We start from the raw sequence: 13,273 nt of genomic DNA, 5'->3' as shown, positions 1-13,273 counted from the left end.
TCAAATGTCGCAGGCGGGTATGTTAGTCGGATAATAATTACCCCCTGCACTTCTGCTAACAAAACGTGGTATTTATGGCAACCAGTGAATCAACCCAGCCCGTTTCGGGCGCGCCGGCGTCGCGCACCTCCTTTAAAGTCTTAGGTGCAATCAGTCTTTCACACCTGCTCAACGACATGATCCAGTCGTTGATTCTGGCAATTTATCCGCTGCTGCAGTCCGAGTTTTCGTTAACCTTCGTGCAGATCGGGATGATCACCCTGACCTTCCAGCTGGCTTCCTCGCTGCTACAGCCGGTGGTGGGCTACTGGACGGATAAATACCCGATGCCGTGGTCGCTGCCGATCGGCATGTGCTTTACCCTAAGCGGTCTGGTGCTGCTCGCCATGGCCGGGAGTTTTGAAGCCGTGCTGATCGCCGCCGCGCTGGTGGGTACCGGCTCGTCCGTGTTCCATCCGGAGTCCTCCCGCGTGGCGCGGATGGCGTCCGGTGGTCGTCACGGCCTGGCGCAGTCACTTTTCCAGGTGGGCGGTAACTTTGGTAGCTCACTCGGCCCGCTGCTGGCCGCAGTCATCATTGCCCCTTACGGTAAAGGCAACGTGGCGTGGTTTGTGCTGGCCGCACTGCTGGCGATTATTGTGCTGGCGCAGATTAGCCGCTGGTATGCCGCTCAGCATCGCGTCAATAAAGGAAAACCTAAAGCGAAGGTTATCAATCCCCTGCCGCGCAATAAGGTTATCCTGGCGGTGGCCGTCCTGCTGGTGCTAATTTTCTCGAAATACTTCTATATGGCGAGCATCAGCAGCTATTACACCTTTTATCTGATGCAAAAATTCGGATTATCGGTACAAAACGCGCAGATTCACCTGTTTGCCTTCCTGTTCGCCGTTGCGGCCGGTACGGTCATTGGCGGACCTGTGGGGGATAAGATTGGGCGTAAATATGTCATTTGGGGCTCTATCCTCGGCGTGGCGCCCTTTACCCTCATTTTGCCGTACGCCAGCCTTGAATGGACGGGAATTTTAACCGTGATTATTGGTTTTATCCTCGCTTACGCGTTTTCCGCCATTCTGGTCTATGCCCAGGAGCTGCTGCCTGGCCGTATCGGTATGGTTTCCGGACTCTTTTTCGGTTTTGCCTTCGGCATGGGGGGGCTGGGTGCAGCGGTGTTAGGGATGGTTGCGGATCACACCAGCATCTTCCTGGTTTATAAAATCTGCGCTTTCCTGCCACTTCTTGGGATGTTGACCATATTCCTGCCTGATAACCGCCACAAAGCGTGAATTACGGGCAGCCAAAGTGTGACGTTGGCTGCCTGACACCCTGATGCCATAAGGGTTTCTTCTTTCTCCTCTCGCTGAATTTATCAAAATGCGCTTTTTTACGCGCATATTGCTGTTTTATTCAAACTTCAACAATTATTCATAAACATAAGAGTAAAAATTGTCATAAACTATTACTCGGTTTTTTGGTTTTTCACCAAAAAGGAACACCCACAACGAAAGGAGACGGAATGCACCACGCCACACCGCTTATCACCACCATTGTTGGTGGACTTGTGCTCGCTTTTATCCTCGGCATGATTGCCAATAAACTGCGTATTTCTCCTCTTGTCGGCTATCTGCTGGCAGGTGTGCTGGCGGGACCGTTTACGCCAGGTTTCGTTGCGGATACCAAACTGGCCCCTGAACTGGCGGAATTGGGCGTGATTCTGCTGATGTTTGGCGTCGGTCTGCACTTTTCCCTGAAGGATTTGATGGCGGTAAAGTCGATTGCCATACCGGGAGCGATCGCCCAGATAGGGGTGGCGACGCTGCTTGGGATGGCGCTTTCGGCCGTGCTGGGCTGGTCGTTAATGACCGGTATCGTATTTGGGCTGTGTCTCTCAACCGCCAGTACCGTGGTGCTGCTGCGCGCGCTTGAGGAGAGACAGCTGATTGACAGCCAGCGCGGGCAGATCGCGATTGGCTGGCTGATTGTTGAAGATCTGGTCATGGTCCTGACGCTGGTGCTGCTGCCCGCCGTCGCCGGGATGATGGAAAAAGACAACGTCGGCTTCGCCTCGCTGGCGCTGGATATGAGCATCACCATCGGTAAAGTGGTGGCGTTTATCGCCATCATGATGCTGGTGGGCCGCCGTCTGGTACCGTGGATCATGTCCCGCAGCGCGGCGACCGGCTCCCGCGAGCTGTTCACCCTCTCCGTGCTGGCGCTGGCGCTGGGCATCGCCTTTGGTGCCGTTGAGCTGTTTGATGTCTCCTTTGCCCTGGGCGCGTTCTTCGCCGGGATGGTGCTGAACGAATCCGAGCTGAGCCACCGTGCGGCGCACGATACGCTGCCGCTGCGCGATGCGTTTGCCGTGCTGTTCTTCGTCTCCGTCGGGATGCTGTTCGATCCGCTGGTGCTGATCCAGCAGCCGCTGGCCGTGCTGGGCACGTTGGCGATCATTATTTTTGGTAAGTCGCTCGCCGCCTTCTTCCTGGTGCGAATGTTCGGCCACTCCCCGCGGACGGCGCTGACCATTGCCGCCAGCCTGGCGCAGATTGGCGAGTTCGCCTTTATTCTGGCCGGTCTGGGCATGGCCCTGAACCTGCTGCCGCAGGCGGGGCAAAACCTGGTGCTGGCGGGGGCGATCCTGTCGATTATGCTGAACCCGGTCCTGTTTGCCCTGCTGGAAAAATACCTCGACAAAACCGAAACGCTGGAAGAGCAGACGCTCGAAGAGGCCATCGAAGAAGAGAAGCAGATTCCGGTGGATATTTGCAATCACGCCCTGCTGGTCGGCTTTGGCCGCGTGGGCAGCCTGCTCGGCGAGAAGCTGATGGCGCAGGGCATTCCGCTGGTGGTGATTGAAACCTCACGCACCCGCGTCGACGAGCTGCGCGAGCGCGGTATTCGCGCGGTGCTGGGCAATGCGGCAAACGAAGAGATCATGAATCTGGCGCATCTGGACTGCGCCCGCTGGCTGCTGCTCACCATACCCAACGGCTATGAAGCGGGTGAGATTGTGGCCTCCGCACGCGCGAAGTGCCCAACGATTGAGATTATCGCCCGGGCGCATTATGACGACGAGGTGGAGTACATTACCGAGCGCGGTGCAGATAAGGTGGTGATGGGCGAGCGCGAGATTGCGAATACCATGCTGACGCTGCTGGAGAAACCGCCGGTTGAAGAGGCGGTGACGGGGTAAGTTTGGTGCGGTCTGATGCCCTCACCCTGGCCCTCTCCCACGGGGAGAGGGAACAAACATTAAAAAAGGCAACTTACGTTGCCTTTTTACATTTACCGATCCCAATACGCCTCTTCGAGGCTGTCTTCCCGTTCCGGCAGGCCACGCGTTAAGCGCGGTGAGTGCTGGTTCAGCACCTGATAGCTTACGCGGTTGGCGTACTTGCACACCTGCGCCAGCGACGAATAGGTCAGCCAGCTGAACTTATGCTTGCTGGAATTCGGCACGTTGGTTTTGTGGTAGGCATTGGCGGTAATGTCGTGCAGCAGCGCGGCCAGCGCGCCGTCGCCTGCGCCATTGGTGTTCATGATCTTCTCCGGACCGCCCATGTAGGGGGCGATGTGAGAGTAGATGCGCAGCGGGTTAATGCAATCTTTATAACGCATGCCGCGGCTGAACTCGTACTGGTTAAACTCGGCAATCGCGCCGGGCAGCAGCGGGTGCTGGGTTTTGCGTTTGCTCTCTTCCTCCGTGAAGCCAGCCATATACAGTCCGACAGGGCCCGCGGTGCAGAGCACCAGATCCACCCAGTCCAGCGCTTTATCGGACGCCAGCAGCGGATCGCTTTCACCGGTCAGCGCTTCGGCCTCCTCTTCGTTCATCGCCAGAATCGAGACGTGCTCTTTCAGGAACGCCTGCCACCACTCTGGGTTATCGGCAATCACGAATTTGGTGCCCAGCGTCAGAACGACCGGCACGTCGTACTTCTTCGCGTACTCAATCGCCTTCATGGTCGCTTCAGGCATCGGCTCGCCCGGCTTGCAGCGCACCAGGTAGGAGGTCAGCACCAGCGCCGAGGCGCCCGCAATCACCTCTTCGGGAATGCTTTCCGCGCGCAGCTTGTTCATATGCCCAGGACTGATGGCAAAGGTCCGCTCGCCGGATTCGCCGATCAGCGTAAAGCAGCGGCCAATCGGGCCGTCGACGCCCTGAAGATAGTTCAGATCGGTACGGCTGGAGGTGTTGCACAGATAGCGGTAAGCGTAGCCGCCAATTTCAATGTTGCTGCACATCACGCCGAGCAGTACCGAACGGTCGTCGGCCAGCACGGAGTAGTTGTGCATGGTATTGCCGATGGTACCGCCGGCGAACTGATGAGTAATCAGGTTTTCGCGCACCAGCTCCTGGTACAGCGCTTCGGCAACGTCATCCTCAATCACCAGCGAGTGCCCGGCGCTCAGACCGTAACGGGCGACAAACGCATCATCCACTTTCGCCTCAATGTCCACCAGCGTCTGATCGATACCGACGACCCACGCCGCGCTGGTTTCATTTTCTGGCTGGATTTGCTGCAGGAGCGGATCGCGAGCATCGACGGGGAAGTAGTGTTTGGATTTACGTTTACCGGGAAATTTCATGGTCTGAACTGTACGAAGAATATGGGCCGGGAATGGTAGCACAAACCCGGCCCGGAGTGCGATCAGCGGCTGTTCGTCACCAGTGAGACCATCATGTCGATATGCTCAGGCGAGTCGTTAAGCGCCGGAATGTACTCGTACTTTTCGCCGCCAGCCTCCAGGAAAAATTCCCGGTTTTGCACCGCGATCTCCTCCAGCGTTTCCAGACAGTCTGCCGAGAAGCCCGGCGACATCACCTGAATATGCTTCACGCCCTTCTCGCCGAGCATTTTGAGGGTTTCATCGGTGTACGGCGTCAGCCACGGCTCGCGGCCGAAGCGCGACTGGAAGGTCATCATCACCTTCTCCGGCGGCAGGCCAAGGGCGGAGACCAGCTCGCGGGTGGTATCGCGACAGCGCTGCGGGTAATCATCCCCTTCGTTAGCGAAACGCTGCGGGATCCCGTGATAGGAGAGCAGCAGCAGATCCGGCTCACCGTGCTTTTCAAACGACGCGCGCGCGCTGTTAGCAAGCGCCTTGATGTACAGCTCGTTATCCGCGTAGTCGCGAATAAAGGTCACGCCCGGAATGCGGCGGCGGGTCGCCAGAATGCGCGCCAGTTCGTCCCAGACGGCGGCCACCGTCGAGCAGGAGTACTGCGGGTAGAGCGCCAGCACCACGATATGGTCCACGCCCTGCGCCAGCAGGGATTCTACCGCGCTTTCCAGAGAGGGTTTGCCGTAGCTCATGCCGAGCGCGACGGGCATCTCCGGCAGGCGGGCGGCCAGCGCTTTTTCCTGGCGACGGCTGTAGACCATCAGCGGCGAGCCCTCTTCCATCCATACGGACTGATAGAGTTTGGCGACGCGCGGAGAGCGAATCGGCAGAATAACGCCACGCAGCAGCGGCCACCACAGCAGTCGCGGAAAATCCACGACGCGCGTGTCGCTTAAAAATTGTCGCAGGTAGCGTTTTACCGCGTCTGATGTAGGTGCTTCTGGAGTGCCCAGATTGGCAAGCAGGATGCCGGTTTTCGCCTGACTCATTCACGCCTCTTAACCATTTGAATGGTTGTCAATTGTAGCGGAAATGCGTTTAAACGGAACCCATTGCTGCAATAGGTAAGATGAGAATATTTCTCACCCGGAGGACCCGGGTGAGAGAAGTGCAATTAGCCGAGGATTTTTTCCAGCTCTGCACGTACGTCAGCCACGGCTTTGGTGCCGTCGACTTTGGCGTATTTGGTGTTACCCGCCTGCGCTTCTTTGGTGTAGTAGCCGATCAGCGGCGCGGTCATCTGATGGTATTCCACCAGGCGCTTGCGCACGGTCTCTTCCTGATCGTCTTTACGGGTGGTCAGCTCTTCGCCGGTCACGTCATCTTTGCCTTCAACCTTAGGCGGGTTGAATTTGATGTGGTAAACGCGGCCAGAAGCAGCGTGTACGCGACGACCAACGATGCGGTCAACGATCAGCTCGTCCGGTACGTCGAACTCCAGAACGTAGTCCACGTTGATGCCCGCTTCTTTCATGGCGTCAGCCTGAGGAATGGTACGTGGGAAGCCGTCCAGCAGGAAACCGTTACGGCAGTCTTCCTGAGCAATGCGCTCTTTGACCAGAGCAATTACCAGCTCGTCGGTCACCAGCTTGCCTGCGTCCATGATGTCTTTCGCCTGTTTACCCAGCTCGGAGCCAGATTTAACAGCGGCGCGCAGCATATCACCGGTGGAGATTTGCGGAATACCGTATTTCTCCATGATGAACTGAGCCTGAGTTCCTTTACCCGCGCCCGGAGCGCCAAGCAGAATAATACGCATTGCGAAAATCCCCTCAAAAGTCGTTTCAATTTTTCAAAAGCGCTAAACAATACCACCAGAACGGGCATCGCTCAAGGAAGGCAGGAAGGCTGAAACGGTTAATGGGGGGAGATAATTTGGGATAGTGCGAGAATGCCCCCTCACCCTAACCCTCTCCCCAAAGGGGAGAGGGGACGATTATACCCTCTCCCCTTTGGGGAGAGGGCCAGGGTGAGGGGCAGGTGTTTAATTACGCCAGCAGCAGCGCATTCACACGTTTAATGAAGAGGTTAGGATCTTCCAGCGTGCCGCGTTCGGCCAGCAGGGACTGATCCAGCAGCAGTTCAACCCACTCGGCAAAGCGGGCGTCGTCCTGGGTATCCGCCGCGCGTTTCACCAGCGGATGATCCGGATTAAGCTCAAAGATATATTTCACTTCCGGTACCGCCTGGCCCGCTGCCGCGAACAGCTTCGCCATCTGGGTGCTCATTTCGTCGGCATCGGTCGTGACGATGGCCGGGGTGTCGGTCAGACGGTGAGTGAAACGCACCTCTTTCACGCGGTCGCCCAGCAGGGTTTTCACGCGCTCAACGAACGGCTCCAGCGCCTTCTCGGCTTCTTTCGCGTTCTCATCCACTTCATCCGCCAGCTTGTCGATAGATTCGTCGGCTTTGGCAACGGACTGGAACGCCTTACCGTCGAACTCGGTCAGGTAGTTCATCATCCACTCGTCGATGCGGTCAGAAAGCAGCAGCACTTCGATGCCTTTCTTACGCAGCAGCTCCAGGTGCGGGCTGCTCTTCGCCGCGGCATAGCTGTCGGCGGTGATGTAGTAGATCTTCTCCTGCCCTTCTTTCATGCGGGAGACGTACTCTTCCAGCGACACGGTCTGCGCGGAGGAGTCGGTGTGCGTAGAGGCGAAGCGCAGCAGTTTGGCGATGGTTTCAACGTTCGCGGTGTCTTCTGCCGGGCCTTCTTTCAGCACCAGGCCGAACTGTTTCCAGAAGGTCTGATATTTTTCCGCATCGTCTTTCGCCAGTTTTTCCAGCATCTGCAGCGCACGTTTGGTCAGGGCGTTGCGCAGGTTACGGGTGACGGTGCTGTCCTGCAGAATTTCACGGGAGACGTTCAGCGGCAGATCGTTGGAATCGATCAGGCCGCGGACAAAGCGCAGGTAGTTCGGCATGAACTGCTCGGCGTCGTCCATGATGAAGACGCGCTGCACGTACAGCTTCAGGCCATGCTTGTGATCGCGGTTCCACATGTCCCACGGCGCCTGTGCCGGGATGTACAGCAGGCTGGTGTACTCCTGCTTACCTTCCACACGGTTGTGGCTCCAGGTCAGCGGGTCGGTAAAGTCGTGGGCGATATGCTTGTAGAATTCGTTGTACTCGTCGTCTTTAATTTCAGACTTGTTGCGCGTCCACAGCGCCTGCGCCTTGTTGATTTTCTCCCAGGAAACCACGGTTTCACCGTCTTTCTCTTCCTGTTTTTCAATCTCGACCGGCAGGGCGATGTGGTCGGAATATTTGCTGATGATGGAGCGCACGCGCCAGTCGTTCAGGAAATCATCTTCCCCTTCACGCAGGTGCAGGGTGATTTCGGTGCCGCGGTCCGCTTTGGTGATGTCATCAACGGTGTATTCGCCTTCCCCTTTGGATTCCCACAGCACGCCGTTTTCAGCGCTGTCGCCCGCCGCACGGGTGCGCACGGTAACTTTGTCCGCCACAATGAACGCCGAGTAGAAACCGACGCCGAACTGGCCGATGAGCTGGCTGTCTTTCGCCTGGTCAGAGCCCATGGACTCCAGGAACGCCTTAGTGCCGGATTTCGCGATGGTCCCGAGGTGGTCGATCACCTCGTCGCGGTTCATCCCGATGCCGTTATCGGCGATAGTCAGGGTGCGGTTCTCTTTATTAAACGAGACGCGCACGCGCAGCTCGCCGTCGCCTTCGTACAGATCCGGGTTAGACAGCGCGCGGAAGCGCAGCTTGTCCGCCGCATCCGAGGCGTTGGAAATCAGCTCACGCAGGAAAATTTCTTTGTTGGAATACAGGGAATGGATCATCAGGTGCAGAAGCTGTTTTACTTCTGACTGGAAACCACGGGTTTCTTGTCCTTTCATCTATGTCGACCTCAACAATGCCATTTAATGGGGTTTTAAAACATTGAGTGAGAGATGGGGATACGGGGGGAAATTTTCAAGCGGAGGCCGCGCGCGCAGCCTCCGTTTGGTCAGAAAATAATCTTGTGACGTCCGGCCAGAGAGTGCGACAGCGTGGTGCCGTCCACCATCTCCAGCTCGCCGCCGACCGGCACGCCATGGGCGATGCGGCTGGCGTCAACGCCATACTGCGAGCACAGCTCGGCGATGTAGTTGGCGGTTGCCTCCCCTTCCACCGTGGGGTTGGTGGCGAGGATCACCTCTTTGATCGTTTCGGACTCAAGACGCTGTTCAAGGCGGTCAAGACCGATATCGTCAGGGCCAATACCGTCCAGCGGGGAGAGATGCCCCATCAGCACGAAATAGCGCCCGGAAAACTGCCCGGTTTGTTCGATGGCGTAGATGTCCGCCGGACTCTCCACCACGCAAATCTGGCCGTTTTCCTGACGACGCGGGTTCGTGCAGATGTTACACACGTCCTGCTCGGTAAAGGTACGGCAATCCGCACAGTGACCGATTTCTGACATGGCGCGGGTTAAAGCCTGCGCCAGGCGCATCCCGCCGCTGCGGTCGCGCTGCAATAGCGTAAACGCCATGCGCTGCGCCGACTTCGGGCCAACGCCCGGCAGGCAGCGCAGTGCTTCCATTAACTGCGTGAGCAGCGGACTGGTTTGCATCAGAACGGCATCTTGAAGCCAGGCGGCAGCTGCATGCCGCTGGACACGGAGGCCATTTTCTCTTTCTGGGTTTCGTCGATACGGCGAGCGGCATCGTTAAACGCGGCTGCAACCAGATCTTCCAGCATCTCTTTGTCGTCTTCGAGCAGGCTCGGGTCGATTTCCACGCGACGGCAGTTGTGCGCACCGTTGATGGTCACCTTGACCAGACCGGCACCGGATTCACCCGTGACTTCCAGCTGAGCGATCTCTTCCTGCATCTTCTGCATTTTTTCCTGCATCTGCTGAGCCTGCTTCATCAGGCCACCCAGACCGCCTTTTCCACCAAACATAGGCTTCTCTCTTCTTTCACGTTTAAGGATTACAACCGTAAGTCAGACTCACGATCAAATGGGGCGAATACTCTCTTCATCCAGATCGGCGTCGAAGAACCGGCGCAGGGTCTGAATGTTGTTATCCGCAATAATCGCCTCGCGCGCCTGCGCGAGCTTCTCTTCATAAATGGCCTGGCGCCACTCGAGCGGCGTTTTCACTGCCGGATTATCATCTTCAATGATAGTCAATTCAACCGGTGCCCCCTGTAAAGCGGCAAGCGCCTCGGCCAGCGCCTTTTGCGCGCCCGGGGAATTCAGGTGACGCTGGCCCGGACGCAGGTGCAGACGCACCTGATTGCCGTCCTGCTCTTTCCAGGCGTTCAGCGCGACCTGCTCGACCAGCTTCGGCAGCTGGAGTTTGCTGACCTCTGCGGCCCAGGCGTCGCGCGCAATGGACTCTTCGGCAAGCTTCGCGGAAAGCTCCGGCGTTTTTTCATGCTCCAGCGCCTTTTTCAGCGCTTTCGGCGTGGCAACCTCTTCCTTCACGGTTTCGGTGATGGTAGTTGCCTTCCAGCGGTAAGCCTCTTCTTTCACCGGGGCTTTCTGCTCGAGCGCGGACGGTGCCGGACGCGACTGAACGCGCTCCGTTACCGAGGCCAGTCGTTCAAGCGCGGCGTTGTTCACCGGCCGCGCTCTTCCTGGCGCTGCCGGTTCACTCTTTTTTGGTTTGGTTACTCCCTGGGCACGCTGCAGCTGGCTGCGCGCGGCAAGCACCGAACTGGTGGCATCCGACAGCGGTACGTTCTGCTGCGGCGGCGGCGTCGGCTGCGGCGGCACCTGCTGCGGCGACATCACTGCCGTGGGCGCGACCGGCGCGAAAGACTGTCGCGGCACTTCCGGCTCCGGCAGCGGCATGCGCGGGTGGAACGCCAGCGCGCGCAGCAGCGTCATTTCAACGCCCATACGCGGATCCGGCGCAAACGGTAACTCTTTGCGGCCAATCAGCAGCGTCTGGTAATAAAGCTGCACGTCGGCAGGCGGCACGGTGCGGGCAAGCTCACGCATCCGCTGTTCAATGGCCGCCATATCCGCACCAATCGCGGAAGGAGAAAGCTGCAGCATCGCCACGCGGTGCAGCAGGCTGAGCATCTCAACCAACAGCCCTTCCCACTCAATACCGCGGGCAGCGGCCGCGTTCACCTGCGACATCACGCGTTCGCCGTTAGCGGCAATCATCGCTTCGATAAGCGACAGCGCCTGATCGTCATCCAGCGTGCCAAGCATGGTGCTGACCGCCTCGGTGGAGAGCTTGCCGTCACCGCTGGCAATCGCCTGGTCGGTCAGGCTTAATGCATCACGTAGGCTGCCGTCCGCCGCGCGGGCCAGCAGCTGCAGGGCGCGCTGTTCGTGGACAATCTTCTCTTCATCAAGAATGTGCTCAAGCTGCGCACGGATCTGCTCGACGTCCAGCGCCTTCAGGTGGAACTGCAGGCAGCGCGATAAAATCGTGACCGGCAGCTTTTGCGGATCGGTGGTCGCCAGCAGGAACTTCACGTGCGCGGGCGGCTCTTCCAGCGTCTTCAGCAGGGCGTTAAAGCTGTGGCGCGACAGCATGTGCACTTCATCGATCAGGTAGACCTTGAAGCGGCCGCGCGCCGGGGCGTACTGCACGTTGTCGAGCAGGTCGCGGGTATCTTCCACTTTGGTGCGCGAAGCGGCATCGATCTCGATCAGATCGACAAAACGCCCCTGCTCGATCTCCCGGCAGTTATCACACACGCCGCACGGCGTGGCGGTGATCCCGGTTTCGCAGTTGAGACCTTTTGCCAGCAAACGGGCAATAGAGGTCTTACCGACGCCACGGGTGCCGGAAAAAAGATAGGCGTGATGGATGCGACCTAGCGACAAGCCGTTCGCCAGGGCCGTCAGCACATGTTCCTGACCGACAACGTCAGCAAAGGTTTGTGGTCGCCATTTACGGGCTAACACCTGATAACTCATGGGCAGGCTCTGCAACGCTGGAAGGTGAATTTATGGAGGGGAATGCTATCACAACCTCACCCATTGAGCGAGGTTGTGAAAACCGGGATTAGTGGCCCGGGAAAGGCACCAGGCTGTAGCTGGTAATACCCTGTTTTTCCAGGCGCTGTTCACCGCCGAGATCGAACAGGTTGATGATGAAGGCCGCGTCGGTCACTTCCCCACCCAGACGGCGGATCAGCTTCACGGTCGCTTCAATGGTGCCACCGGTCGCCAGCAGATCGTCAACCACCAGCACTTTGTCGCCAGGCTTGATCGCGTCAACGTGGATCTCCAGCTGATCGGTGCCGTACTCCAGCTCGTAGCTTTCTGCAATGGTTTCACGCGGCAGCTTGCGCGGCTTACGCACCGGCACAAAACCTACGCCCATCGCCAGCGCAACCGGTGCGCCAAACAGGAAGCCACGGGCTTCGGTACCTACTACTTTGGTGATCCCGGCGTTTTTATAACGCTCGACCAGCAGTTCAATGCTGAGCGCGTACGCTTTCGGGTCTTCCAGCAAGCTGGTGACATCACGGAAAAGAATGCCAGGCTTTGGATAGTCCTGGATGCTTTTGATGCTGTTTTTCAGATATTCAAGCTGCTGTGCAGTTGCGGTCATCGGTTTGTGCCTAAATGAAACAGTGTTACTCACGGCGCGCAACGAGTCGGCAAAGGTAACAATTGTTTAACCTTTAACCAGGCGCGCCAGTGCTCGAAAACGGTCGAATTTACTGGCTGTACGCAATAATTGCAACAGCCATGATAAGGCTTCAGTGCTTTTGTTGCTTTTCATCAACCACGGGGATCCGCCACATGAAGATAAGCAGGCAGGTCAGGATGACCAGCAGCAGGATCCGCACCCACATCATTTTCACCAGCCATAATGAAATGGCGAAGGTGATGAGGATCACCGCGATCGCGCGCGGCTTGGCGCCGGGCGGCATGGCCCGGTGTTTTTGCCAGTGCCGCAGATAGCCGCCAAACCATGAGCGATAGAGCAGCCAGTGGTGAAAACGCGGTGACGAGCGGGCGAAGCACCAGGCCGCCAGCAGGATAAACGGCGTGGTCGGCAGCAAGGGTAAAACCACACCCAGCGTGCCAAGCACTACCGCGAGCCAGCCAATGATGATTAAAATAGTACGCTGCATAATGCGAATCGTTATCAAACTGAACGGCTACTTTACCACTGGAGAGCGCCTTGAAAACAGCACTGCTTCTTGAGAGGCTGCAAAATCAGCTGATTGCTCTGCGGGAGCAGGCCACGCCGCTGATGGGACACGCCACGCTGAAACCGCGCTTTGACCGGCAGCTTTTTCGGACCCGCAGCACCGTTATTCAGGATTACCTGGCTGAAGCGCAGACGAACCTCGACGAGCTTCGCCATGCGGTTGAGCATGAACAGCAGGAACAGGTGGCATGGCTTGCGGCGCATCTCACCGAGCAGATCACCGCGCTGCATCGCGAAATCGCCGCCTGGCCGCTGCGCGCCTGGGACAGCGCCTCACCGGGGCTCGGCAAATGGCAGCGCAAGCGGCTGGAGAACCAGGAGTTTGAACGCCGACTGTTTGAGATGAAGCGCGAACGCGAGGTGCGCCTGAACAACAGCGAAACGCTGGAAGAGCAGCAGCTATTGATGCGCGAGATTAGCGCGCTGGAAGGACGCATCGTCCGCTGCCGTCAGGCGCTGGATGAAATTGAACGCGTCATAGAACGTTTGACCCGTTAACAGGAGCCA

General features: G+C 57.9%; 12 protein-coding genes and 1 other annotated feature. Of the genes, 3 read left to right on the top strand and 9 right to left on the bottom strand.

All coding sequences use genetic code 11. The features are described 5' to 3' along the window. Positions 1 to 74 precede the first annotated feature (74 nt). Together KGP25_RS05645 and ybaL are read left to right on the top strand one after the other, a co-directional pair. Entirely contained in the window at positions 75 to 1,283 is a 1,209-nt protein-coding gene (locus KGP25_RS05645; RefSeq protein WP_223540087.1) for an MFS transporter, read from the top strand. A 230-nt stretch (positions 1,284 to 1,513) separates the two neighbouring features. Beyond that, positions 1,514 to 3,190: a YbaL family putative K(+) efflux transporter gene (ybaL, locus tag KGP25_RS05640; RefSeq protein WP_045909744.1), complete on the top strand. Its 1,677-nt coding sequence runs from the start codon at positions 1,514 to 1,516 to the stop codon at positions 3,188 to 3,190. A 92-nt stretch (positions 3,191 to 3,282) separates the two neighbouring features. Here ybaL and KGP25_RS05635 read toward each other — a convergent pair whose 3' ends face one another. The 9 genes from KGP25_RS05635 to KGP25_RS05595 form a co-directional block, all read right to left on the bottom strand. After that, positions 3,283 to 4,587: an inosine/guanosine kinase gene (locus KGP25_RS05635; RefSeq protein WP_045909745.1), complete on the bottom strand. Its 1,305-nt coding sequence runs from the start codon at positions 4,585 to 4,587 to the stop codon at positions 3,283 to 3,285. Between the two features lie 62 nt (positions 4,588 to 4,649). Then, the gene (gene hemH, locus KGP25_RS05630) at positions 4,650 to 5,612 is read right to left on the bottom strand and encodes a ferrochelatase (RefSeq protein ID WP_045909746.1); all 963 of its coding nucleotides are present in this window, start codon (positions 5,610 to 5,612) and stop codon (positions 4,650 to 4,652) included. Positions 5,613 to 5,737: 125 nt separating this feature from the next. Beyond that, positions 5,738 to 6,382, bottom strand: coding sequence for an adenylate kinase (gene adk / locus KGP25_RS05625; RefSeq protein WP_006809841.1), 645 nt, complete (start codon positions 6,380 to 6,382; stop codon positions 5,738 to 5,740). Between the two features lie 229 nt (positions 6,383 to 6,611). Beyond that, positions 6,612 to 8,486: a molecular chaperone HtpG gene (htpG, locus tag KGP25_RS05620; protein ID WP_045909747.1), complete on the bottom strand. Its 1,875-nt coding sequence runs from the start codon at positions 8,484 to 8,486 to the stop codon at positions 6,612 to 6,614. A gap of 110 nt (positions 8,487 to 8,596) precedes the next feature. Then, entirely contained in the window at positions 8,597 to 9,202 is a 606-nt protein-coding gene (gene recR / locus KGP25_RS05615) for a recombination mediator RecR (protein WP_008499298.1), read from the bottom strand. Continuing rightward, positions 9,202 to 9,534 (bottom strand): YbaB/EbfC family nucleoid-associated protein, encoded by a 333-nt coding sequence (locus KGP25_RS05610; protein ID WP_003858972.1) that lies wholly within the window; start codon positions 9,532 to 9,534, stop codon positions 9,202 to 9,204. Before KGP25_RS05610 ends, recR begins: the two co-directional genes overlap by 1 nt. 54 nt (positions 9,535 to 9,588) lie before the next feature. Further along, on the bottom strand, positions 9,589 to 11,517 hold the full coding sequence (gene dnaX, locus KGP25_RS05605; RefSeq protein WP_223540086.1) for a DNA polymerase III subunit gamma/tau: 1,929 nt from the start codon (positions 11,515 to 11,517) through the stop codon (positions 9,589 to 9,591). Beyond that, positions 10,195 to 10,259, bottom strand: a sequence feature (DnaX frameshifting element). Its footprint overlaps the gene before it by 65 nt. 88 nt (positions 11,518 to 11,605) lie before the next feature. After that, positions 11,606 to 12,157 (bottom strand): adenine phosphoribosyltransferase, encoded by a 552-nt coding sequence (gene apt, locus KGP25_RS05600; protein WP_000127359.1) that lies wholly within the window; start codon positions 12,155 to 12,157, stop codon positions 11,606 to 11,608. Between the two features lie 151 nt (positions 12,158 to 12,308). Then, positions 12,309 to 12,686, bottom strand: a complete 378-nt coding sequence (locus tag KGP25_RS05595) for a DUF454 family protein (protein ID WP_013095896.1) — start codon at positions 12,684 to 12,686, stop codon at positions 12,309 to 12,311. Positions 12,687 to 12,736: 50 nt separating this feature from the next. Between KGP25_RS05595 and priC the strand changes: the two genes are divergently transcribed. Beyond that, positions 12,737 to 13,264: a primosomal replication protein N'' gene (priC, locus tag KGP25_RS05590; RefSeq protein ID WP_045909749.1), complete on the top strand. Its 528-nt coding sequence runs from the start codon at positions 12,737 to 12,739 to the stop codon at positions 13,262 to 13,264. The last annotated feature ends 9 nt before the right edge of the window (positions 13,265 to 13,273 follow it).

The organism is Enterobacter sp. JBIWA003, from assembly GCF_019968825.1.
Taxonomy (GTDB): Bacteria; Pseudomonadota; Gammaproteobacteria; order Enterobacterales; family Enterobacteriaceae; genus Enterobacter; species Enterobacter quasiroggenkampii.
The sequence above is the reverse complement of the archived record's forward strand: the minus strand, read 5'-3'. Positions and strand labels throughout refer to the sequence as shown.